Origin of the sequence: Agrococcus phoenicis, from assembly GCF_047302415.1 — a bacterium.
Lineage (GTDB): Bacteria > Actinomycetota > Actinomycetes > Actinomycetales > Microbacteriaceae > Agrococcus.
Genome location: NZ_CP154854.1, coordinates 538714 through 561149, shown reverse-complemented (window position 1 = coordinate 561149; position 22436 = coordinate 538714). Strand labels below are relative to the sequence as shown.

Here is a 22436-nt window from a genome sequence, read left to right as displayed (position 1 = left end):
CCTGGCGCGCAACGGCGCGTCAGCCCGCATCGGTGTCGCTATCCTCAGGAGCATGGACATCCGCATCGGCATCAAGGACTCTGCGCGCGAGATCGCGTTCGACTCGGCACAGGCTGCCAAGGAGATCGAGGACACCGTGGTCGCCGCCCTCGACTCCGGCCACCTCGTGCTCGACGACGCGAAGGGGCGCCGCTACATCGTGCCGAGCTCGGGCATCGCCTACGTCGAGATCGGCAGCGAGTCCACGCGCAAGATCGGCTTCGTGGCCTGATGCTGCCCATCCTCGTGCTGGTGCCCATGGTGATGGGCGCGGCCATCGGGCTGCTCGCCCGCTACCTGCTGCCCGGGCGCCAGTGGGTCGGCCTCTTCCTCAACCCGCTCGCCGCTGCCGCGGCGGCGGGCGTGGTGTGGACGATCGGAGCCGCGCTGGGCGCCGGCGCGGACAACGGCTGGCTGTGGCTCGGCAGCCTCCTCGCAGCCCTCGCGGTGAGCGTCGTGCTGCCGCGGGTGCTGCCCGCGCGCCGCGAGCGCGCCGACGCCGAGTACCTCGCCCAGCTGCGCGCCGCCAAGGCCTGAGGGCCGCGCGCCCGGAGGCCTCAGGCGGTCAGGCCCAGCTCGTCCATGCGGCGGGTGTGCGAGGCGACGATGTCGTTGAAGGCAGGCTCGAGGCGCTTCTGGCTGGGCACGGCGCGGCCCGTCTCGTCGAGGCCGTTGACCGCCAGGTACATCTGCAGGAGCGTGTCGCCCACGAGGCGGCGCCCCCACACGGCCATGCGGTCCGAGAGCCGGGGCGTGGCGTCGATCGCCTGCCGCAGCAGGCGCACGAGGTGCGGATGCGCGCTCTCGCCCCGCAGCGCCCGCAGCATCGCGTCCTGATCCTGCTCCGGCAGTCCCGGCACGATCGCGACGAAGAAGTCCTCGAGCAGGCCGGAAGCGACGTGGATCGCGAGCAGCTGCTCGTACCAGTCGGCGCCCTCGATCGCGCGCGAGAACTGGTGGATCGACTCGACGAACGGGCCGATCGCCTCCTCCGGGTCGACGCCCTCGCCCTCGAGGATGCGCGCGAAGGCGCTCGCGCGGCTCGCGTGCATGCGCACGACCTCCGCGAGCTCGGTGCGCGCGTCGAGCGTCGGGGCCTGATCGAGCACGCGGCCGGACTTCACCACCAGCTCCAGCTCGAGGCCGAGCGCCTGGCCGACGAAGGGCACGAGCGCGGGTCGCACGTCCGACAGCAGCACGCGGTCGCCGACCACCGGGACCCGGTGCTGCCGCAGGAGCTGGCGCGTCACGTCGCGCGGCGTCCGATCGAACCACTTCACCACGGGAAGGAGTCTAGGGGCGGTTCGGAGCCCGCCGACGCATGCCGCCGCTAGGATTGCCGGAGCATACGAACAGGTGGAACACTCCCTTGACTTTCCAAGACCTCAACATCGACGCCGACATGGTCCAGGCCCTCGCCGACCGCGGCATCCTCGAGCCCTTCCCGATCCAGCAGCAGACGATCCCGCTCGCGCTGTCCGGTCAGGACATCATCGGCCAGGCGAAGACCGGCACCGGCAAGACCTTCGCCTTCGGCCTCCCCCTCTCGCAGCGGCTGGGCGAGACGCCCGCGCCGGGCGTGCAGGCGCTCATCGTCGTGCCGACGCGCGAGCTCGCCGTGCAGGTGACCGAGGACATGGAGCTCATCACCTCCAACCGTCCGACCACGGTCGTCTCCATCTACGGCGGCAAGGCCTACGAGGGCCAGATCGACCAGCTGAAGGCCGGCGCGCAGATCGTCGTCGGCACGCCCGGTCGTCTGCTCGACCTCGTGCAGCAGCGCATCCTCGACCTCTCCAACGTCAAGGAGATGGTGCTCGACGAAGCGGATCGCATGCTCGACCTGGGCTTCCTGCCCGACGTCGAGAAGCTGTTCTCGAAGGTGCCGGCCGTGCGCCACACGATGCTGTTCTCGGCCACGATGCCCGACGCCATCGTCGGTCTCGCCCGCCGCTTCATGTCGCGCCCGCTGCACATCCGTGCCGCCGGCGTCGACGAGACGATCGCGCAGGCCAACATCGAGCACATCGTCTACCGGGCGCATGCGCTCGACAAGGACGAGGTGGTCGCGCGCATCCTGCAGGCGGAGGGTCGCGGCAAGACGGTCGTGTTCACGCGCACGAAGCGCGCCGCCTCGCGCCTCACCGAGGAGCTCATCGACCGCGGCTTCCAGGCAGCTGCCGTGCACGGCGACATGAGCCAGGAGGCGCGCGAGCGCGCGATGGCGCAGTTCAAGGCCGGCAAGAAGGATGTGCTGGTCGCCACGGACGTCGCCGCGCGCGGCATCGACGTCGACGACGTCTCGCACGTCATCAACCACACCATCCCCGAGGACGAGAAGGCCTACCTGCACCGCGTGGGCCGCACGGGCCGCGCGGGCCGCACGGGCATCGCCGTGACCTTCGTCGACTGGGACGACCTGCACAAGTGGGCGCTCATCGACCGCGCGCTCGAGTTCAACAAGCCCGAGCCGGTCGAGACCTACTCGTCGAGCCCGCACCTCTACACCGACCTCAACATCCCCCAGGGCGTGAAGGGCCGGCTCACGCCGACGCCACCCCACAAGGAGGCCAAGCGCGAGGGCGTCGCACCGCGCTCGCGCAGCGGCGAGCGCAGCGGTCGCGGAGGCGAGCGCGGCGGTCGCAGCGAGCGCGGCGGCGGCGAGCGCACCGAGCGCAGCAGTGAGGCCAGCACCGAGGCGTCCGAGGGCCAGCGGCGCCGACGCCGCGGCGGCCGCGGTCGCGGCGAGAGCGGCGCGGATGCGGCGCAGCAGCCCGAGGGTCGCGGCACGCACGACGGCGGCGGCGCGGAGCACCACGACGGCAACGCCGCCCCGCAGCGCCGGCGCCGGCGCCGCCGCACCGGCGGCGGGGGCGCTGCGCCCCAGGCTCCGCAGGCCTGACCCGGCGTCACCGAACGGCCGCCCCGCAAGGGGCGGCCGTTCGGCTTCCCGGTCGCACGACGACGCGGTGCCTCCCGCCACCGGCGGCGGCAGCGGGCTCGGGGGCCTTGGCTCAGCGCTCGCCCAGCGGGAGCACCGGCGGCCAGCCGCTCGCGCGGCGCACGATCTCCTGGACGACCGCCGCGGCCGTCGTGTGCTCCCCGAGCAGGTTCGGCTTGCCGGAGCCGTGGTAGTCGCTCGAGCCGGTCACGAGCAGGCCGAGCCGCTCCGCATCGCGCAGCAGCTGCGCTCGATCGGCGTCGTCGTTGTCGCGGTGCCACACCTCGACCCCGTCGAGGCCGGCGTCCGCCAGGTCGCCGAGCGCGCCCAGGTGCATCACGGGACGCCCGCGAGCGCCGGGGTGCGCGAGCACCGAGACCCCGCCCGCGTCCCGGATGATCGCGATCGCCTCTTCGGGCGCGGGAGCACGGTGCGGCTGGTAGTAGCCGCCCTGCCAGTGCAGGATGCCCTCGAACGCGGCCGACCGGTCGGCGACGATGCCGAGCGAGACCAGCGCGTCGGCGATGTGCGGGCGGCCGATCGTCGCGCCAGGCGCCGAGTGCTCCTCGACGTGCTGCCAGGTGAGCGGGTAGTCGCGGCCGATCGCGTGCACCATGCGCTCGGCGCGCGTGACCCGCTCGGTGCGGATCCGCTCGCGCTCGCCCATGAACGCCGTCGACTCCGGATCGAGCAGGTAGCCCAGCACGTGCACGCTCGCCGGCCCGATCTGCGACGAGAACTCGACGCCCGGCAGCAGCGCGACGCCGGCCTCGCGCGCGGCGTCGCTCGCCTCTGCCCACCCGGAGACGGTGTCGTGGTCGGTGAGCGCGACGACACCCAGCCCTGCCGCCGCGGCGGCGCGCACGACGTCACCCGGCGCGTCGGTGCCGTCGGACTCGCGCGAGTGCGCGTGCAGGTCGGCGGGAGCGGCCGCTGCCCAGTCGTGGGCCTCGGCTCGCGCCCACGCTGCCGCGCGCTCGGGGCCCTCAGCCGCTGCCGGCACGCGGTCTCGTTCCATGCAGCCAGCCTACGCGCGGCCATCGACGACGTCCGCGCCGACGGCGACCCTGCTGCCGCTGCCGGCACGGCAGCGACGTCGGCGCAGTGCGGCGCCCCGAGCCCGCGCATGGCCGCATCGCCTACGCTCGCAGGGTGCTCGCGATCCTCGGCTGGCTGCTCGCCATCGTCATCGCCGCGTGCCTGGCGCTCGCGGCGTGGCCGCAGGCGCTCGGCCTCGAGCAGGCGCCCGTCATCGCGCAGGTCGTCTCCATGCGGATCGGCGTCGTCGGCATCGCGCTGCTGCTCCTGCTGCTGTTCCTGTGCTTCGCGGGCTGGCGGCGCGTGCGGCCGTTCGTGCTCGGCGTGGCGTCGATGCTGCTCGTCTTCGCGCTCGCCTCCACCGGCATCCACGTCTCGCGCGGTCTCGACGCCTCGCAGTCCGTCGACGACGGCGACGACCTCGTCGTGCTGACCTGGAACACCCTCGGCGACGAGCCGGGGGTGGACGAGATCGCCCGCATCGTGGATGAGACGGGCGCGGATGCGGTGATGCTGCCGGAGACGACGCTCACGACGGGCGTCGCGGTCGCCGAGCTGCTGCGCGACGCGGGCAAGCGCTTCTGGGTGCTGACGAACGGCTACTCCCCCGCCTACGGGGCGCTCAACACGACCCTGCTCGTCTCCGCCGAGCTCGGTCGGTACACGGCCGATCAGGAGGTCGGCGGCACTCGCACGCTGCCGACCGTCGTCGCGCGCCCGCAGGACGGCGACGGGCCGGTGTTCGTGTCGACGCATCCGGTCGCCCCCGTGCCGCAGCAGATGCGCAACTGGCGCGCAGACCTGGAGTTCGTCGCGGGGCTCTGCGACGGCGCCGACTCGGTGATCATGGGCGGCGACTTCAACTCGACCGTCGACCACTGGTGGGGGCATCGGGCAGCGCTCGAGGACGGCAGCATGGGCGACCTCGGCGTGTGCCGCGATGCCGCGTCCGCGGTCGGCGCCGGCGCCGTGGGCACCTGGCCGACCTGGGCGCCGCCGTGGCTCGGGGCGAACATCGACCACGTCGTCGCGACGCCGGATTGGACGCCCGTCGCCGCCCGCGTGCTGACGGGCCTCGACGACTCGGGCACCGACCACCGGCCCGTCGTCGTGCAGCTGCGCCGCACCGGCTGAGCCGACCGCGCTGCGCGCCGGCGCGGCGGCCCGCGGTGGGCCGCGACCTCGCGCGCGAGCGCGGCCGCTCAGGAGCGGTCGGCCCTCGCGGGGTCGTCCTGGTCGTGCGGAGCCGGCGCGAGCTCGTCGATCGCCGCGAGCACGGCGCGCGCCGCCTCGCGCGTGGCGAGCGGGCGGAAGTGCCCGCTCGCGCGCAGCCGCACCCCGGCGACGCCCTCCGGGAACGCGTTGTCGGGGATGTGGGGGTCGAGGCGGGGCAGGACCACGCGGATCCTGCGGTCGGCGCCGCGCTCCGCCGCGAGCGCGAGCAGCCGCTCGTCGCTCGGGTCGAGCTCGCGGATCGCAGGCACGCGCACGAGCAGCCGAGCCCGGCTCGAACCGGCGAAGGGCGGCGCGAGCGCGACGAGCCCCGCGGGCTGCGGCGCCGTCGGCTCGCTGGCGCGGTCGATCAGCAGTCGCTTGCCGGAGAGCCCGCCCTTCGAGTGCCCGACGAGCACGATCTGCGCGTGCGGATGCGCGGCGGCGACCCGGTCGACGGCGGCGCCGACGATCACCGCCGCCTCGCGCACGGGCACCGTGTGGCGGTCGAGCTCCGGCAGGAAGTGCACCGCGTGGCCCGCCGCGATCATGCGCTTCGCGAGGGGCTCCATGAACGGCCAGCGCTCCACGACGCCGGGGATCAGGATCACGTGCACGCGGGCCCCCGGCATGCCCCGCAGCCGAGGCGGCCGCACGTCGATCGCCGAGCGCACGTGCATGCGGGCCGCGAAGGCGTAGTCGCGGGCCCACACCGCGACCTCGCGCAGCGTCACCGTCATCGCGCGAGCTCCATCCTCCGAGGGTAGGACGGCCATGCTCCGGGCGGGCTCGACGCGAGCCGCCCCCTGGCGGTCGATGGCGCCTCAGCGCGGCGGTCGCGCATCGACCTGCGGCAGCTCCCGCAGCGCCCAGAAGGGTCCGATCACGACGCACAGCGCCGACAGCAGCTGCCCGACGGCGGCGATCCACATCGTCGGCACGACGCCGAGCCAGGTGCCGAGCACCCCGGCGAGCAGCGCGGCGATCGGCATCACGCCCCAGACGCAGAAGCGCACGGAGGCGTTCATGCGGCCGAGCAGGCGCGGCGGCGTGATGCGCTGGCGGAAGGTGACCTGGGTGATGTTGTACAGCAGCACGGTGCAGCTGCCGATGAAGCCCTGCACCACCAGCAGCGGGAACGCGACGGCGGGGAAGGTCGCGGCCAGCGGCAGCATGCAGGCGACCGCGCTGAAGGCGATGGCGCTCGCAGGGATGGCGCGCGCCTCGCCGATCCACCGCACGACGTGGGGCGTCGCGACGGCGCCGGCGAGTCCGCCGACCGAGCCGAGCGCGAAGATGATGCCCATCGCGGCGGGTGTGAGCCCCAGCTCCCGCAGCAGGAAGATCGGCAGCATGGTGAACGAGATCGTGCTGAAGAAGTTCGAGATGCCGGTGGTGCCCACGATGCGCAGCAGCAGCGGGTTGCCGAAGACCCAGCGCAGGCCCTCCGCGATCTCGGTGAGGATCGGCCCGCGGTCCTCGGCCGCGCGCGGCTCCTCGTGGTCGCGCGTCAGCAGCAGCGCGACGAACGAGGCGACGTAGGTCACCACGGTCGTCAGGATCGCGAAGGGCGCGCTGATGATGCCGATGAGCCACCCGCCGAGCGCTGGCCCGCCGATGTTCGCGAGCTCGCGGGTGGCCTCGAGCTTGCCGTTCGCCTCGGCGATCTGCGTCGGGCGCACGAGCGAGGGGATGATGCTCTGGTACGACACGTCGAAGAAGACGGTGGCGACCCCGACCACGAGCGCGACGAGGTAGAGGTGCCACATCTGCAGCGCACCGGCCCACCACAGCAGCGGTAGCGCCAGCAGCGCGGCCGCTCGCACCGCATCCGCCCAGATCATCACGCGACGCTTGCGCATCCGATCGATCCAGGCGCCAGCCGGCAGGCCGACGACGAGGAACGCGGCGACGCCCGCGGCGTTCAGCAGCCCGACCTCGAGCTCGGTCGCCTGCAGCAGCAGCACGGCGAGCACGGGGATCGCGAGCTCGGTGACCTGCGAGCCGACCTGGGCGAGCGCTTGCCCGGACCACATGGTCAGGAAGTTGCCGTCGCGCCAGAGCGATCCTCCCGCGGCGTCAGGGACCGCTGCGGGCTGGCGCGGCTCGATCGGTTCGTCGGGGGCCGCGCTCTGCAGCTCTGATTGGGACATGCCAATCAGTATGCGGCATCGATTGAAGAAGCTCAATCGATATGCTCGCACCATGGCTGACCAGCGCGCGAGCACCGGGGTCGACGACGGCGAGGGCGACACCGATGCCGACCTGCAGGCGCGAGGACGTGCGCTCAGCTCGCCGCTGCGCCTGCGCGTGCTCCGACTGTGCGCCTTCGACGCGCGCACCAACAAGGAGCTCGCCGAGCTGCTCGACGTGAACCCGGGCACGATGCTCCACCACGTGCGCACGCTCGTCCAGACGGGCTTCCTGGTCGCCGAGGAGGAGCGCAGCGGCACCGGCGGCGCGCGCGAGGTCCCGTACCGGGCGACCGGCCGCTCCTGGAACACGCCTGTGCCCAACATCTCCCCCATCCTCGTGGAGACGTTCCTCCAGCAGATCGACGGCCTCGGCCCCGACGCGATCGACGTGGCGTGGATGGGCATGAAGCTGAACGCCGAGCACCGCGAGGAGTTCCAGCGGCGGCTCGCCGAGCTGATGAACGAGTTCAAGGATCGCGGCCCCGACGCCGACGGCGAGACGCTCGGCGCCTTCACCGCGGTCTACCCCGACTTCAACCCGGCAGCGCCGACCGCCTGACCCACCTGACCCACCCGACCCGCACCGGTGCGAGACTGGTGGCATGAGCAGCGACCACACGACGACGCAGGACTCCGCAGCGGACACCACGGCCGCGGCGACATCCGCAGAGCCCACCACCGCCGAGGCCGCGACCGCTGCGGCCACCACCAACCGCTCGACGACACCGACGTCGTCCGCGTTCACCGAGCACATCCAGTCGGGATGGGCCGACCGCGCCGAGGCGACGCCAGCGCCGCGCGCCGCCGCGCCCTTCGCCGCCGAGCGCCGCGCCAGCATCTCGGCGATGCACCCCGGCGTGCGGCTCGTGATCCCCGCGGGCCCGCTCAAGGTGCGCTCGAACGACACCGACTACCCGTTCCGCGCGCATCCCGACTTCACCTACCTGACCGGGTGGGGCTCGGATGCGGAGCCCGACTCCGTGCTCGTGCTCGAGCCCCTCGCCGGTGCCGACGAGCACCGCGCGACCTTGTACTTCAGGGCTCCGGCCGGTCGCGGCACGACGGAGTTCTACGCCAACCCGGCGATCGGCGAGTTCTGGGTCGGGCCGCGCCCCTCGCTCGCGCACGTCGCCGCCGACCTCGGGCTCGAGGTCGCCGACCTCGGCGAGCTCGACGCAGCGCTGGCCGCCGACGGAGACACGCTCGTCGTCACCGGTGCCGACCCCTCGATCGAGGCGCAGCTGCGCGCGGCGAACCCCGAGGGCGACGTGCTCGCGCGCGACCTGAGCGAGCTGCGCCTGGTCAAGGACGCGCACGAGGTCGCCGAGATCCAGGCCGCTGTCGACGCGACGGCGCGGGGCTTCGACGACGTCATCGCAGACCTGCCCGATGCGACCCGGCACGAGCGCGGCGAGCGCGTGGTGGAGGGCGCCTTCCACCGCCGCGCGCGGCTCGACGGCAACGCGGTCGGCTACGACACCATCGCGGCATCGGGCCACCACGCGTGCTACCTGCACTGGACCCGCAACGACGGCGCGGTGCGGGAGGGCGACCTGATGCTGCTCGACGCCGGAGTCGAGGTCGACAGCCTCTACACCGCCGACATCACGCGCACCCTGCCGATCTCCGGCGAGTTCAGCGAGGTGCAGCGGCGCATCTACGACGCCGTGCTCGAGGCCGCTGACGCTGCCTTCGCCATCGTGCGGCCGGGCATCGTCTTCAAGGAGGTGCACGCCGCCGCGATGGAGGTCATCGCGCGCCGCACCGCCGAGTGGGGGCTGCTGCCCGTGGCAGCGGAGGTCTCGCTCCAGCCCGACCAGCAGCTGCACCGCCGCTGGATGGTGCACGGCACGAGCCACCACCTCGGCCTCGACGTGCACGACTGCGCGCAGGCCCGCCGCGACTTCTACCACGAGGGCGTCGTGCGCGAGGGGATGGTCTTCACGATCGAGCCGGGCCTCTACTTCCAGGCCGACGACCTCACCGTCCCCGAGGAGCTCCGGGGGATCGGCATCCGCATCGAGGACGACATCCTCGTCACCGCCGACGGCGCGGTGAACCTCTCGCAGGCCATCCCCCGCACGGCCGACCAGGTCGAGGCCTGGATGCGCGAGGTGCGCGCGCGCTGATCGCGCATCCGCCCGCGCTGCCCGCGACCAGGGCAGCGCGGGGCGGGTCAGCCGAGCACGAGCGTGGTCGCGATCACGAGCATGATCACGGCGATGCCGCCGTCGAGGATGCGCCACGCGCGCTCGGTGCGCAGCAGCGGCGCGAGGAACCTGGCGCCGTAGCCGAAGGCGATGAACCAGATCGTGCTGGCCGCGATGCCCCCGACGAGGAACCACCAGCGGTCATCGCCGTGCGTCGCGGCGACGGAGCCCAGCACGACGGTGGTCTCCACGATCGCATGGGGGTTCAGCCAGGTGACGGCGAGGATCGTGAGGAACGTGGCCGTGCGACCGCTGCGCGTGCGGCGCCGTGTCGCCACGGCCCCGGCGGCGGCCTCGCCCGCCTGGTCGGCCTGCGGCGCCTGGCCCGCCGGCGCATCATCGGGCGCTGCCTCGAGGGTGCCGCCGCCCCGGATCGCGCGTCGCGCGCTCAGCACGGCGAAGCCGACGATGAACACCGCGCCCGCCCAGCGAGCGAGCGTCTCGAGCCACGGCTGCGCCGTCACGAGCGTCGCGACCCCCGCCACGCCCACGAGCTGCAGGATCGCGTCGCTCACGACGCAGACCGCGACGACGATGCCGACGTGCTCGCGGCGCAGTCCCTGCCGCAGCACCACCGCGTTCTGGGCGCCGATCGACAGGATCAGCCCCAAGCACAGCGCGAAGCCCGACAGCAGCACGACGATCCCCTGGTCCATGCGCTCCACGCTAGGCACCGGCGAGGATGCAGTCCAGCGAAGGTTCCTGAAGCATCGTAAGCAGGGCTTCATCTAGGCTCGCGGCATGGAGCTGCCCCTTGACCATCTGCGCACCCTCGCAGCCGTCGTCGACGCCGGCACGCTCGAGCGCGCAGCCATCGACCTCGGCGTCACGCCCTCGGCGGTCAGCCAGCGCATCCGCGCGATCGAGCAGCGCGTCGGCCGCATCGTGCTGCGACGCACCAAGCCGGTGCGGGCCACCGAGGCGGGCGAAGCGCTCGTGCGACTCGCGCGGCAGCTCGCGGTGCTCGAGCACGATGCGCGCACGGCGCTCGGCGACGCCGCGCCGACGCCGCGCATCCCGCTCGCCGTCAACGCCGACTCGCTGATCACCTGGTTCATGCCCGCCCTGATCGCCGTCACGGAGCGCGTGCCCGCGACGTTCGAGCTGCACCGCGAGGATCAGGAGCGCACCGCGCAGCTGCTGCAGGACGGCACCGTCATGGCTGCGGTCACCGCGCAGCGCGAGCCCGTCTCCGGCTGCCTCGCGACGCCGCTCGGGCGCATGCGCTACGTGCCGATCGCCCAGCGCCAGTTCGCGGCGCGGTGGTTCCCGGACGGCCTGGCGCGCCCCGCGCTGGAGGCCGCGCCGATCGTCGACTTCGACGCCCACGACTCGCTGCAATCCCGGTTCGCGCGCCGCCACGGGGCCCGAGCCGCGGCTCCGCGGCACATCATCTCCGCCTCGGCGGAGTTCGCCCAGGCGGTGCAGATGGGTCTCGGGTGGGGCATGCTGCTGCCCGGTCAGTTCGAGCGCGGCGTCGCTGACGGCTCACTGGTGGTGCTCGCCGACGACACCGTCGAGGTGCCGCTGTGGTGGCAGCGGTGGAACCTCGCCTCGCCGCTGCTCGACCTCGTCAGCGACGCGGTCGCGGATGCGGCGCGAGCGTCAGACGCGATCGCCTGATGCCTGCTCGCCCTGCGGCTGGGGGCCGGGCTGCTGCGGGCCGGCCTGCTGCGGGCCGGCCTGCTGGGGGCCGGCCTGCTGCGGCGGCACCACCGGGGCGCCGTGCGGCGGCGGCGCCGTCTGCAGCTCCGCTGCGGTCGGCTGCTGCATGCCGTCGCGCTGCCCGATGATCTGCATCGCGCGGCCTGCGATCTGCTGCGGCGCGACCACGTCGTAGCGAGCCGCCAGCACCTGCTGCGTGGAGGCGAAGTCCCGCTTGCGGCGCACGATCGAGTGCTGCACGACGCCCAGCAGGATGCCGAAGGCGAGGCCGAGCAGCGGGAAGACGAGCACCGAACCGATCGCCTCCGGCACGAAGACGAGGAACATGAGGCCGAGGAAGGCGCCGAAGCCGAGGCCGCGCAGCGCCCCGCGCATCGCGACCTTGCCCCAGGTGAGGCGCCCGACGATCCGCTCGACGAGCTTGAGGTCGTTGCCGATGATGGCGAGGCCGGCGAGCTCGGTGTCGGAGCTCGAGACCTTCGCCACGGCCGCCTGGGCCCGGTCGTAGGTCTCGAAGGAAGCGACGACGACCCCCTTCGGCAGCTGCTGGTCTCCGAGGGCAGAACGCTGGAACATGCTCACCCCTCCAGTGTTCCACGCGCGTGCGCGCCACGACGGGCCGGTTCGCTCTGGGCGTCAGGCCGATCCGACGACCCGAGGGGCAGCGCCGCAGGCGCCGCGCACCGTCGTCGCGCGATACCTTGGAGCCCATGAGCGCCCCCACCGTCTTCGTCGCCCGCCTCGCGGGCGCGGGCGTGTTCGACCCCGCCGGCGAGCGCATCGGCAAGGTGCGCGACGTGGTGTCCGTGCCTCGCCACGAGGCGTCCCCGCGGGTCGTCGGACTGGTCGTCGAGGATCGCGGTCGGCAGAAGGTGTTCCTGTCGATCGGGCGCGTGCTCTCCATCGGCGGCGGGCAGCTGATCGCCTCCGCCATCAGCGACCGCCGCTTCAGCCAGCGAGGCAGCGAGCGCCTGCTCCTGGCCGACATCCTGGGGCGCACGGTGACGCTGCGCGACGGCACCAGCGCGACGCTCGAGGATCTCTCCATCGCCGAGCAGGGCCCGGGCGAGTGGGAGGTCGACGAGCTCTTCCTCCGGAAGCCCAAGACCGGCCCCTTCGGCAAGGGGCCGACCGCCCTCGCCCGCTGGCACGAGGTGCGGCACGAGCTCGACGCGGAGCACGACACCGAGCACCTGCTGGCCTCGCTCGAGGAGCTGCCGGCTGCCGACGCCGCCTCCGCGATGCTCGACCTGCCGCAGCAGCGCATGATCGAGGTCGCCGAGGACCTCTCCGACGACCGCCTGGCCGACATCCTCGAGGAGATGCACGAGGATCGCCAGGTCGAGATCCTCGCCGCGCTGGAGGACTCCCGGGTCGCTGACGTGCTCGACCAGATGGAGCCGGACGACGCGGCCGACCTCATCGGCCACATGTCGACCGAGCGCGGCGAGACCCTGCTCGACCTCATGGATCCGGATGAGGCCGAGGACGTCAGGATGCTGCTGTCCTTCGGCGCCGACACCGCCGGCGGCCTCATGACGACGGAGCCGATCATCATGGCCTCCGACGCGACGGTCGCCGAGGCGCTGGCGCTCATGCGTCGGCACGAGGTCGCGCCAGCGCTCGCCGCCGCCGTCTGCGTCACCCTGCCGCCCTACGAGGCGCCGACCGGCCGCTTCCTCGGCATGGTCCACTTCCAGCGACTGCTGCGGTACCCGCCGAACGAGCGCGTCGGCACGCTGCTGGACGAGCAGATCGAGCCGGTGCTCGCCAGCGACTCGGCCGCGGAGGTCACGCGACAGCTCGCCGCCTACAACCTCGTCTCGGTCCCCGTGGTCGACGCCGCCGGTCGCCTCGTCGGCGTCGTGACGATCGACGACGTGCTCGACCACATCCTGCCCGAGGACTGGCGAGCGCAGGAGGAGGCGCCGCATGGCTGAGCGCGACGACGAGTTCTCGCGCCCCAAGGCGCGCCGCCGCATCCGCATGCCCGAGTCGAAGGATCGCTTCGGGCGCTTCACCGAGGCGTTCGCGCGCGGGATGGGCACCCCTGCGTTCCTGATCGGCATGACGATCTTCTGCGGGTTCTGGCTCACCTACAACTCGGTGGTGCCGGCCGAGGTGCAGTTCGACCCGCAGGACCAGGGCTTCCCGCTGCTCACGCTCGTGCTCAGCCTGCAGGCCTCCTACGCGGCCCCCCTGCTGCTGCTCGCGCAGAACCGCCAGGACGATCGCGACCGCGTGCAGATCGAGCAGGACCGGATGCGCGCCGAGCGCAACCTCAACGACACCGAGTACCTCGCGCGCGAGGTCGTGGCGCTGCGCATGGCGATGCGCGACATGGCCACGCGCGAGTTCATCCGCGCCGAGCTGAAGTCCTTCGTCGACGACCTCGACGAGCGCCGAGGGCAGGATCCGCGCGCCGAGCGCGACACGTGAGCCGCCGGTGAGCGACGGCATCGATCCCGCGCTGCAGCGTGCGCTCGCGCAGGTCGTCGACCCCGAGATCCGACGGCCGCTGATCGAGCTCGACATGATCCCGTCCGCCACGCTCGCCGATGGAGTCGCGAGCATCGCGCTCGAGCTCACGGTCGCGGCGTGCCCCGCCAGCGACAGGATCCAAGCGGATGTCCGTGCGGCAGCCGCGTCGGTCCCGGGGGTCGACCGCGTGGAGCTGGCGGTCGGCGTGATGTCGCCCGCGACGCGGCAGGCGCTCGTGGAGCGATTGCGGGGCTCGCGCCCGCAGCAGTTCGGCCCCGACACGCTCACGCGCATCATCGCGGTCGCGAGCGGCAAGGGCGGCGTCGGCAAGTCGACGGTGACGGCGAGCCTGGCGGTCGCGCTCGCGCAGCGCGGCCTCGCCGTGGGCGTGATCGACGCCGATGTGCACGGCTACTCGATCCCGGCCCTGCTGGGCACGCGGGCTCGGCCGACGCGGGTCGGCGACATGATGATGCCGCCGGAGGCGCACGGCGTGCGGCTCGTGTCGATCGGCATGTTCGTCGAGGGCAATCGCTCGGTCTCCTGGCGCGGCCCGATGCTGCACCGCACGCTCAACCAGTTCGTCACCGACGTGTGGTGGGGTGACCTGGACGTGCTGCTCATCGACATGCCGCCCGGCACCGGCGACGTGGCGATCTCGCTCGGCCAGCTGCTGCCGCACGCAGAGGTGCTCGTGGTGACGACGCCGCAGCGGGCTGCAGCAGACGTCGCCGAGCGGGCGGCGGAGGTCGCCCGCCAGACCGGGCAGCGGGTGCTCGGCGTGGTCGAGAACATGGCGGGGCTGCAGCAGCCCGACGGCACCCTGCTCGAGGTCTTCGGCGCCGGCGGCGGCGAGGAGGCGGCGGCGCGGCTCGGAGTGCCGCTGCTCGCGCGCATCCCCCTGTCGATCGCGCTGCGCGAGGGCGGCGACGAGGGCATCCCCATCGTCGCCAGCGATCCCGCTGACCCCGCTGCGACCGCGATCGTGGCACTGGCCGCATCCCTGCGCGGCACACGACCGATCGCCGGCCGCAGCCTGCCCCTCGCGACCGGCTGAGGACGCCCTCGCCGCGCAGCGCTCCGCGCGACGCGGCGCCCGACCTACGTGGCCTCGTCGTCGAACCGCATCGGCCCCGCTGCGCGGTTGGGCAGTCCCGTCACCGTCGCGACGGCAGACCGCGGTGCCGCGGACGGGAAGTCCCCTGCGGGCGTCGGCGCGGGGTCGTCCTTCAGCGCGTCCATCACGATCCGTCGCGGGTCGTACTGCCGCGGGTCCAGCTTCTTCCAGTCGACCTCGTCGAACTCGGGGCCCATCTCCTCGCGCATGCGATCCTTGGCCCCACCGGCCAGGTCTCGCAGGCTTCGCACGAGCACGCCGAGCTTCTCTGCGAGCAGGGGCAAGCGCTCGGGGCCGATGAGCACGGCCGCGAGGATCGCGATGATCAGCAGCTTGTCGAGCGTGATGCCTGCCAGGGACACCCCACTAGGGTAGCGAGGACTGCGGCGAGCCCTGGACGGGCGGATGCGTCGCGTCGCTACGCTCGACGTCGGAGGAACCGTGCAGACATCACCGCTCATCGCCAAGTACCTCGACGACCTCGCCGCAGAGGATGAGGTGCTCACCGCGGCGCGGGACGCCTCCGTCGAGCTCGGCATCACACCCATCGCGCCCGCGGTCGGCGCGCAGCTCGCCGCCATCGCCGCGTCGACCCAGGCGGGCGCGATCCTCGAGGTCGGCACCGGCGCCGGTGTGAGCGGCCTCTGGCTGCTGCGCGGCGCGCCGGGCGCGACCCTCACGTCGATCGACACCGAGCTCGACCACCAGCAGCACGCGCGCGCAGCCTTCGGCAAGGCGGGGATCCCCGTCACGCGCGCACGACTCATCACCGGCAAGGCACGCGATGTGCTGCCGCGCATGAACGAGGCGAGCTACGACATCGTGCTCATCGACGCGGATGCTGCCAGCATGCTCGAGTACGTGGAGCACGCGCTCTCGCTGGTGCGCGTCGGCGGCTGCGTGCTCGTCGCGCACGCACTGCTGGGCGGCCGCGTGGCCGACCCGGCGCAGCGCAGCGACGAGGTCGCCGATCTGCGCGGGCTCCTCAAGGAGCTCTCGACGTCGGACGCCGTGCGTGCCGCGGTCTCCCCCGTCGGCGACGGCCTGCTCCAGATCGTGCGGCTGCCTGAGCCGGCCTAGGCTCGACGGCACCTCGGCGGATGCGATGAGGGCCCGATCCTCGGATCGGGCCCTCCCCCGTCGACCATCATCGGACGACGTCGCGCACAGCGCGGATCAAGCGGTGACGACGACCCCGCCGAGCGCCTTGTGCAGCGCGGCGGCTTCCTCATCGTTCACGGAGACGACCAGGCGTCCCCCGCCCTCGAGCGGCACGCGCACGACGATCAGCCTGCCCTCCTTGACGGCCTCGAGCGGTCCATCGCCGGTGCGTGGTTTCATGGCGGCCATGCGGCTCCCCCTTCGGTTCCTGTGCGTGCATTATCTCACGTCCGGGTGACACGAAGACCTCGCTGACCACAAGGGTCGCTGTGCTAGGGCACCGTCCAGTCGGCGCCGACCACGTGCCAGCAGTACCAGATCCAGACGGGCTGCAGGGCGATGCATGCAGCGAGCAGCATGCCCCGAGCCCACGCGGGTCGCAGCGCCGCGAGCATCAGGGCCGCCGGGAACAGCGGCAGCAGCAGCCGCCACGTCGACGACTGCGGGAACCACACCGCTGCCAGGTAGGTCGCGTAGGCGATGCACCACAGCCTGCCCTCGATCGCGACGCGCCTCGCCCACGGCCCCACCAGCAGCGCGACGACCACGGCGACGATGCCGGCGAGCCACAGCGGCCACCACGCCCCGAACCACCACTCGAGCCCGATCGGCCAGGTCGTGAACGGCACGAGCTCCTGCCTGCCGACGTAGGCGGAGCGCCAGCTCAGCTCCGTCTCCAGGTACGCGCTCGTGCTGCCGGTCGCGATCGTGCATGCGAGCAGCCAGGCGAAGCCCCAGAGCGCGCTCCACGCCCCGAGGCCGACGAGCATCCAGCGCTCCCGCACCGCGAAGCGCTCGCGCTCTCGGGACCATCGCACGAGGAACCACAGCCCGAGGCCGAAGGCGAAGGCCAGACCACCGGGTCGCGTCAGCGCCATGATCGGGAGCAGGACCCACAGCCACTCCCACTCGCGCAGCCGCCAGGCGAGCAGGCAGCTCGCCAGCAGCAGCAGGAACAGCGCCTCGGCGTAGCCGAGCTGCAGCACGGGCGCGACGGGCGAGAGGAGCACGAGGGCGAGGGCGAAGCGCTCACGGCCGGGCGCCAGCTCGGCGAACAGCCGGTAGGCGACGAGCGCGAAGGCCGCCGACGCGAGCACCGACAGGAGCACCGCGGCGCCCTCCCACGGCAGCCCGGTGAGCATCAGCGCCCGCGCGAGCAGCGGGTAGACCGGCATGAACGCCCAGGCGTTCTCGCCCACGTGGCCCGAGTCGTCCACGGGCAGCTCGGTCGGATACCCCGACATCGCGATGATGAAGTACCAGTGGGCATCCCACATGGTCGAGTAGTCGAGCAGGCCGGGCCCCGCAGGCGTCCACGCGCTCGCCTCCTGCCTGCCGGCGAAGGCGCCGAGGAACGCCGTGCTGACGAGCCTCGACACCAGCCAGAGCGCCAGCGGCCACAGCCACCAGCGCTGCCGCGTCGACGCGCGCGCCTGCGTCAGGCTCGCGTGAGCCACGTGCGCAGGCTCTCCTCCGTCGCCACGATCTGCGCGACGGGCACCGACTCGTCATCCGCGTGGGCCTTCGACGGGTCGCCGGGCCCGAAGTTGACGGCGGGGATGCCGAGCGCCGAGAAACGGGCCACGTCGGTCCAGCCGTACTTCGCCTGCGGCTCCGCGCCGACGGCGACGATGAACTCCTTGGCGAGCGGCGCATCCAGGCCGGGCCGGGCGCCGGGCGCCGCGTCGACGACGCGCACGTCGAAGCCCTCGAAGAGGTCGACCACGTGCGCGGTGGCCTCCTCGACCGAGCGCGACGGGGCGAAGCGGTAGTTCACCTGCACGACGCACTCGTCCGGGATCACGTTGGTCGCGACGCCACCGGAGATCATCACGGCGTTCAGCCCCTCACGGAACCGCAGCCCCTCGACGTCGATCTCGCGCGCCCGGTAGTCCTGCAGCACCTGCAGCACCTCGGCCGCGTCGTGGATGGCGTTGTGCCCGACCCACGAGCGCGCGGAGTGCGCGCGGACGCCGCGCGTGCGGATCTCGGCGCGCAGCGTGCCGTTGCACCCGCCCTCGATCGCGCCGTTCGACGGCTCGCCGAGGATCGCGAAGTCGGCCTGCATGAGCTCGGGGTGCGACGCGGCGAGGCGGCGCAGGCCGTTGTGCTCCTCGCCCACCTCCTCGTGGTCGTACCAGATCCACGTCACGTCGACGTTCGGTGCCGCGAGCTCGACGGCCAGCTTCAGCTGCACGGCCACACCGGCCTTCATGTCGACGGTGCCGCGGCCCCAGATGTGCTCCTCGCCGTCGACGACGCGTGGCTGCGTGGGCACGTTGCCGTTGATCGGCACGGTGTCGATGTGCCCGGCGAGCACCACGCGGCGGGCGCGACCCAGGCTGGTCCGCGCGACGACCGTGTCACCCACGCGCGTCACCTCGAGGTGCGAGGCCGAACGGGCGACCGCCTCGATCGCATCCGCGAGCGGCCCCTCGTTGTCGGAGACCGAGTCGATGTCGCACAGCTGGCGGGTGAGGTCGGCGGACGAGGCGGCGGGGTCGAGCACGAGGGCGGTCATGCGGTCAAGCCTAGACTTGGAGCATGGCTCGCCCCGCACACGGACATGCGCTCGTCACCGTCTTCGAGGGGCGGGTGCTGGATGCCTGGTTCCCCTCCCCCGCGCTCGGCACCGCTTCGGGCGAGGCGCACTGGATCGGCGCCGGCGGGCTCGACGACCTCGGCGGCCCGGTGCCGGCGCGCGGCGTCGTGCTCGAGCCGCGACACGTCGAGGTCGACCTGGATGCCGCCCCCGCCTCCACCGAGGATGCGTACCTGCGCCTGCACCTGCTGAGCCACCGCCTCGTGGAGCCCAACTCCATGAACCTCGACGGCATCTTCAGCGCGCTGCCGGTCGTCGCCTGGACCAACGGCGGCGCGGTCGCACCGGAGTGGGCGCGCGACCACCGCGTCGAGCTGCAGCGGGCGGGCCTGCAGGTGCAGCTCGTCGACCGCTTCCCGCGGATGACCGACTTCGTGCTGCCCGACGGCGTGCGCATCGGCGACGCGAGCCGTGTGCGCCTGGGCGCGCACCTCGCCGCGGGCACGGTCGTCATGCACGAGGGCTTCGTGAACTTCAACGCCGGCACGCTGGGCGCATCCATGGTCGAGGGCCGCATCTCGCAGGGCGTCGTCGTGGGCGACGGCACGGACATCGGCGGCGGCGCCTCGATCATGGGCACGCTCTCCGGCGGCGGCAAGGAGCGCGTCTCGCTCGGCGAGCGGGTGCTCCTCGGCGCGAACGCCGGCGTCGGCATCTCGCTCGGCGACGACTCGGTCGTCGAAGCGGGCCTCTACGTCACGGCAGGGACCAAGGTGACGCTCGTGCCCAGCGGCGAGCGGGTGAAGGCCGTCGAGCTCTCCGGTCGCCCCGGGCTGCTCTTCCGCCGCAATTCCGCCTCCGGAGCGGTCGAGGTCCTCGCTCGCGACGGCAGGGGCGTCGAGCTCAACGCCGCCCTGCACTGAGACGCGGCGCAGCACTGAGGAGGCGCGCAGGCCGGCGCGCGATGATCGTCCCATGCCCGACCAGCCCTCCCCCGCATCCGCCCCGCAGCACGGCCGGCCCCCTGCGCCGGATCGGTGGCCACCGCTCGCTCCGGCCCCGATGCAGGGCGACGCTCCCCGGACCGGCGCCGACGCCGGAGCCGGAACCGCACCCGCGCAGCCGCGACCGGCAGCGCCCCCGGTGCTCGCGCTGCGCGAGCTGACCAAGCGCTTCGGCCAGCACACCGCGGTCGACCGCCTGTCGCTCGACGTGCCGGCCGGCAGCATGTTCGGGCTCCTCGGCCCGAACGGCGCAGGCAAGACCACCACCTTGTCGATGACGACGGGGCTGCTGCGCCCCGACGCGGGCACGGCGTTCATCGGGGGCATCGACGTCTGGGCCGACCCCGCAGCTGCGAAGGCACGGATGGGCGTGCTTCCCGACGGCGTGCGCCTGTTCGACCGGCTGACCGGCGCCGAGCTGCTGCGCTACCACGGGCTGCTGCGCGGCCTGCCGGAGGCCGACGTCACCTCGCGCGCGGGCGACCTGCTCGCCGCGCTCGGCCTGACGGAGGCGGGCTCGACCCTCGTGATCGACTACTCAGCCGGCATGCGCAAGAAGATCGGACTGGCGTGCGCGCTGATCCACGCGCCCCGGCTGCTGCTGCTCGATGAGCCCTTCGAAGCGGTCGACCCCGTCTCGGGCGAGGCCATCCGCGAGATCCTGCGCGGCTTCGTCGCCTCGGGCGGCACGGTGGTGCTCTCGAGCCACGTGATGGAGCTCGTCGAGTCGCTCTGCGACCGCGTCGCGATCGTCGCGCAGGGGAGGATGCTCGTCTCCGGCACGCTGGACGATGTGCGGCAGGGCAAGACGCTGCAGCAGCGGTTCCTCGACCTGGTCGGCACCCAGGCGCTCGACGCGGAGAGCCTCGCGTGGCTGCGCTCCTCGTAGGCCTGCGCCTGCGGCAGCTGGGCCGCGCGCTCGGCCGCAGCCCGTGGGCGATCGTGACGCTCGTGCTCTCGGTGCTCGCCGCCCTCGGCGGCCTCGGGCTGCTCGCGCTCATGCTCGCGACCCTGCGCGCCTTCGCCCCGGCGTCGGCGGCGGATGCGGTGGTGATCATCGGCAGCGCGCTCGTGGTCGGGTGGATGGTCGCCAGCCTGCTGGTCTCCGCCGACGACGCGCTCGCGCCAGAGCGGTTCGCGCTGCTGCCGCTGCCGGCTCGCAGGCTGCTGCCCGGCGTGCTGCTCGCAGGCGCGATCGGCGTCGGCGGCGTCGCGACCGCGGCGGCGCTGCTGCTGACGCTCATCGGTTGGAGCACCCACCCCGTCGCCCTGCTCACCGCGGCCGTGCTCGTACCGCTGCAGCTGCTGACCTGCCTGCTCGCCGCCCGCGCGCTCGCCTCGGCCCTCGCGCGGCAGCTCGCCAGGCGCAGCGGACGCGATCTCAGCCTCGTGCTCGGCAGCGTCCTGATCATCTCTGCCGGGATCCTCTTCGCGATCCTGCTCGAGGGGCTGCGCTCGCTCGGCCCGCCCGAGGCGGTGTTCGGCGCGATCGCGCAGGTGCTCGGATGGACCCCGCTCGGCGCCGCCTGGGCGGTGCCGCAGGCGATGGCGGCAGGCAGCTGGCTCGAGGCCCTCGCCAAGCTGACGATCGCGATCGCGACGGCGGCGCTCCTGTGGCTCGTGTGGTCGCGCGACTTCCGGGCGCGCCTGACGGACCCGATCGCCTCGACCGGTGGTGGACGCGTGCGCGGCGGCGCGTGGATCGACCGCGTCCTCCCCGCCTCTCCGACGGGCGCCATCGCAGCGCGCGGACTCCGCTACCGCTTCCGCGACCCGCGTCACCTGATCAACGTGATCGGTGTCGCGATCGTGCCGCTGCTCGTGCTCGCGATGAACCTCGTGGTCGGCAACGGCGTCAGCATCGACCTCACCGCCGATCCGGGTGAGCAGGCGGCCCTCGACACCTTCGCGCAGCTCGGACCGATGCTGCTGCCGCTCCTCGGCGCCATCGTGCTGATGTCCGTGGCGCAGCTCGATGCCGCCTACGACAGCTCCGCGCTCTCCACCCATGTGCTCACGGGCGTGACAGGCACGCAGGATCGCGCCGGACGCGCGCTCGGCATGGTGGTGCTCTTCGGTCCGATGCTGCTCGCGATGTGCGTGCTCGCCACGGCCGTCTCCGGCGACTGGCACCTGCTGCCCGCATCGCTCGGCGCGACCATCGGCACCGCGGGTCTCGTCATCGGCGTCGGCTCGGCCATCAGCCCCTGGATGCCCGGCCAGACACCGGCGCCCGAGACGAGCCCGTTCGGCAAGGGCTCCTCCGGCGGAGCGCAGGCGCTGCTCGGCGCGCTCATCACGATGCTCGCGATCGCGACGGTCGGCGCTCCCGCGATCGGCACCGCCATCGCTGCCGCGTGGATCCCCTGGCTCGCGTGGCTGAGCCTCGGGATCGGCCTGGTCGTGGGATGCCTCGCCACGTGGGGCGGCGTCCGCATCGGCGGCAGCGCGCTCGATCGGCGGTGGCCCGAGGTCCTCGCCGGCGTCTCGCGCGAGGGCTGACCACGCCGCAGCAGGCATCCGTCGCGCAGACGCATCCCTGCGCGGACGCGCAGCGGTGGCCGCGCGGGCGCACGCTGCGTGCGTGCGTGCGCCTGTGCGCGAGCATGCGGCAGGGTTGCGCTGCGCTCCGGGGTACACACGAGTGTGCACAAACGGAAAAAGGGGCCCCAGACGAATCTGGGGCCCCTTTCCAAAAGAAGTCCGGCGGTGTCCTACTCTCCCACAGGGTCCCCCCTGCAGTACCATCGGCGCTGAGAGCCTTAGCTTCCGGGTTCGGAATGTGACCGGGCGTTTCCCTCTCGCTATGGCCGCCGAAACACTGTTGATGT

The 22436-nt window shown here is 73.1% G+C and carries 24 protein-coding genes and 1 rRNA gene; 14 read left to right on the top strand and 11 right to left on the bottom strand.

Annotated features, from left to right (window positions below; genetic code table 11):
• Positions 1-52: 52 nt before the first annotated feature.
• Positions 53-271: a DUF3107 domain-containing protein gene (locus tag AA0Z99_RS02735; protein WP_413319227.1), complete on the top strand. Its 219-nt coding sequence runs from the start codon at positions 53-55 to the stop codon at positions 269-271.
• Positions 271-576, top strand: coding sequence for a hypothetical protein (locus AA0Z99_RS02730; RefSeq protein WP_413319225.1), 306 nt, complete (start codon positions 271-273; stop codon positions 574-576). Before AA0Z99_RS02735 ends, AA0Z99_RS02730 begins: the two co-directional genes overlap by 1 nt.
• A 20-nt stretch (positions 577-596) precedes the next feature.
• On the opposite strand, the gene AA0Z99_RS02725 is transcribed toward AA0Z99_RS02730, so the two are convergent.
• Positions 597-1322 carry a ferritin-like fold-containing protein gene (locus tag AA0Z99_RS02725; protein WP_413319224.1) on the bottom strand — a complete coding sequence of 242 codons (726 nt, stop codon included), beginning with the start codon at positions 1320-1322 and terminating at the stop codon, positions 597-599.
• Positions 1323-1360: 38 nt separating this feature from the next.
• Here AA0Z99_RS02725 and AA0Z99_RS02720 point away from each other — a divergent pair, with 38 nt between their 5' ends.
• Positions 1361-2941, top strand: coding sequence for a DEAD/DEAH box helicase (locus AA0Z99_RS02720; RefSeq protein WP_413319222.1), 1581 nt, complete (start codon positions 1361-1363; stop codon positions 2939-2941).
• 112 nt (positions 2942-3053) lie between these two features.
• On the opposite strand, the gene AA0Z99_RS02715 is transcribed toward AA0Z99_RS02720, so the two are convergent.
• Positions 3054-3998, bottom strand: a complete 945-nt coding sequence (locus AA0Z99_RS02715) for a PHP domain-containing protein (RefSeq protein WP_413319220.1) — start codon at positions 3996-3998, stop codon at positions 3054-3056.
• Between the two features lie 134 nt (positions 3999-4132).
• Between AA0Z99_RS02715 and AA0Z99_RS02710 the strand changes: the two genes are divergently transcribed.
• The gene (locus tag AA0Z99_RS02710) at positions 4133-5152 is read left to right on the top strand and encodes an endonuclease/exonuclease/phosphatase family protein (RefSeq protein ID WP_413319219.1); all 1020 of its coding nucleotides are present in this window, start codon (positions 4133-4135) and stop codon (positions 5150-5152) included.
• 68 nt (positions 5153-5220) lie between these two features.
• Here the strand turns inward: AA0Z99_RS02710 and AA0Z99_RS02705 are convergent, their stop codons facing one another.
• Complete coding sequence (locus AA0Z99_RS02705) at positions 5221-5970, bottom strand: esterase/lipase family protein (RefSeq protein WP_413319217.1); 750 nt, start codon at positions 5968-5970, stop codon at positions 5221-5223.
• Positions 5971-6054: 84 nt separating this feature from the next.
• Complete coding sequence (locus AA0Z99_RS02700; RefSeq protein ID WP_413319215.1) at positions 6055-7383, bottom strand: MFS transporter; 1329 nt, start codon at positions 7381-7383, stop codon at positions 6055-6057.
• 52 nt (positions 7384-7435) lie between these two features.
• Here AA0Z99_RS02700 and AA0Z99_RS02695 point away from each other — a divergent pair, with 52 nt between their 5' ends.
• Both AA0Z99_RS02695 and AA0Z99_RS02690 read left to right on the top strand, forming a co-directional pair.
• Positions 7436-7984 (top strand): ArsR/SmtB family transcription factor, encoded by a 549-nt coding sequence (locus AA0Z99_RS02695; protein WP_413319213.1) that lies wholly within the window; start codon positions 7436-7438, stop codon positions 7982-7984.
• Between the two features lie 43 nt (positions 7985-8027).
• Positions 8028-9554, top strand: a complete 1527-nt coding sequence (locus tag AA0Z99_RS02690; protein ID WP_413319211.1) for an aminopeptidase P family protein — start codon at positions 8028-8030, stop codon at positions 9552-9554.
• A gap of 47 nt (positions 9555-9601) precedes the next feature.
• On the opposite strand, the gene AA0Z99_RS02685 is transcribed toward AA0Z99_RS02690, so the two are convergent.
• Complete coding sequence (locus tag AA0Z99_RS02685; RefSeq protein ID WP_413319209.1) at positions 9602-10291, bottom strand: LysE/ArgO family amino acid transporter; 690 nt, start codon at positions 10289-10291, stop codon at positions 9602-9604.
• 85 nt (positions 10292-10376) lie between these two features.
• Here AA0Z99_RS02685 and AA0Z99_RS02680 point away from each other — a divergent pair, with 85 nt between their 5' ends.
• Positions 10377-11258 carry a LysR family transcriptional regulator ArgP gene (locus tag AA0Z99_RS02680; RefSeq protein WP_413319207.1) on the top strand — a complete coding sequence of 294 codons (882 nt, stop codon included), beginning with the start codon at positions 10377-10379 and terminating at the stop codon, positions 11256-11258.
• Here the strand turns inward: AA0Z99_RS02680 and AA0Z99_RS02675 are convergent.
• Positions 11241-11876 (bottom strand): general stress protein, encoded by a 636-nt coding sequence (locus AA0Z99_RS02675; protein ID WP_413319205.1) that lies wholly within the window; start codon positions 11874-11876, stop codon positions 11241-11243. The genes AA0Z99_RS02680 and AA0Z99_RS02675 overlap by 18 nt on opposite strands.
• A gap of 134 nt (positions 11877-12010) precedes the next feature.
• Here AA0Z99_RS02675 and AA0Z99_RS02670 point away from each other — a divergent pair, with 134 nt between their 5' ends.
• Genes AA0Z99_RS02670 through AA0Z99_RS02660 form a run of 3 tightly spaced genes read left to right on the top strand, consistent with a single transcriptional unit; the run spans position 12011 to position 14838 of the window.
• A complete protein-coding gene (locus AA0Z99_RS02670) occupies positions 12011-13240 on the top strand; it encodes a magnesium transporter MgtE N-terminal domain-containing protein (RefSeq protein ID WP_413319203.1) in 1230 nt (409 codons plus the stop codon).
• Complete coding sequence (locus AA0Z99_RS02665; protein ID WP_413319201.1) at positions 13233-13739, top strand: DUF1003 domain-containing protein; 507 nt, start codon at positions 13233-13235, stop codon at positions 13737-13739. The genes AA0Z99_RS02670 and AA0Z99_RS02665 overlap by 8 nt, the downstream gene beginning before the upstream one ends.
• A 7-nt stretch (positions 13740-13746) precedes the next feature.
• A complete protein-coding gene (locus AA0Z99_RS02660; RefSeq protein WP_413319199.1) occupies positions 13747-14838 on the top strand; it encodes an Mrp/NBP35 family ATP-binding protein in 1092 nt (363 codons plus the stop codon).
• Between the two features lie 44 nt (positions 14839-14882).
• Here the strand turns inward: AA0Z99_RS02660 and AA0Z99_RS02655 are convergent, their stop codons facing one another.
• On the bottom strand, positions 14883-15260 hold the full coding sequence (locus AA0Z99_RS02655) for a Sec-independent protein translocase TatB (protein ID WP_413319198.1): 378 nt from the start codon (positions 15258-15260) through the stop codon (positions 14883-14885).
• Between the two features lie 79 nt (positions 15261-15339).
• Between AA0Z99_RS02655 and AA0Z99_RS02650 the strand changes: the two genes are divergently transcribed.
• A complete protein-coding gene (locus AA0Z99_RS02650; RefSeq protein WP_413319197.1) occupies positions 15340-15978 on the top strand; it encodes an O-methyltransferase in 639 nt (212 codons plus the stop codon).
• A 96-nt stretch (positions 15979-16074) separates the two neighbouring features.
• On the opposite strand, the gene AA0Z99_RS02645 is transcribed toward AA0Z99_RS02650, so the two are convergent.
• From AA0Z99_RS02645 to dapE, 3 genes are all read right to left on the bottom strand, one after another.
• Complete coding sequence (locus tag AA0Z99_RS02645; protein WP_413319196.1) at positions 16075-16248, bottom strand: DUF3117 domain-containing protein; 174 nt, start codon at positions 16246-16248, stop codon at positions 16075-16077.
• 83 nt (positions 16249-16331) lie between these two features.
• A complete protein-coding gene (locus AA0Z99_RS02640) occupies positions 16332-17516 on the bottom strand; it encodes a hypothetical protein (protein WP_413319195.1) in 1185 nt (394 codons plus the stop codon).
• Positions 17498-18580 carry a succinyl-diaminopimelate desuccinylase gene (dapE, locus tag AA0Z99_RS02635; RefSeq protein WP_413319193.1) on the bottom strand — a complete coding sequence of 361 codons (1083 nt, stop codon included), beginning with the start codon at positions 18578-18580 and terminating at the stop codon, positions 17498-17500. The genes AA0Z99_RS02640 and dapE overlap by 19 nt, the downstream gene beginning before the upstream one ends.
• Positions 18581-18603: 23 nt before the next feature.
• On the opposite strand from dapE, the gene AA0Z99_RS02630 reads away from it, so the two are divergent.
• Genes AA0Z99_RS02630 through AA0Z99_RS02620 form a run of 3 tightly spaced genes read left to right on the top strand, consistent with a single transcriptional unit; the run spans position 18604 to position 22107 of the window.
• Positions 18604-19524 carry a DapH/DapD/GlmU-related protein gene (locus AA0Z99_RS02630; protein WP_413319190.1) on the top strand — a complete coding sequence of 307 codons (921 nt, stop codon included), beginning with the start codon at positions 18604-18606 and terminating at the stop codon, positions 19522-19524.
• A gap of 52 nt (positions 19525-19576) precedes the next feature.
• On the top strand, positions 19577-20494 hold the full coding sequence (locus tag AA0Z99_RS02625; protein ID WP_413319188.1) for an ABC transporter ATP-binding protein: 918 nt from the start codon (positions 19577-19579) through the stop codon (positions 20492-20494).
• Complete coding sequence (locus tag AA0Z99_RS02620; RefSeq protein WP_413319186.1) at positions 20476-22107, top strand: hypothetical protein; 1632 nt, start codon at positions 20476-20478, stop codon at positions 22105-22107. The genes AA0Z99_RS02625 and AA0Z99_RS02620 overlap by 19 nt, the downstream gene beginning before the upstream one ends.
• 199 nt (positions 22108-22306) lie before the next feature.
• On the opposite strand, the gene rrf is transcribed toward AA0Z99_RS02620, so the two are convergent.
• Positions 22307-22423 (bottom strand): 5S ribosomal RNA (gene rrf, locus AA0Z99_RS02615).
• Positions 22424-22436: the final 13 nt, after the last annotated feature.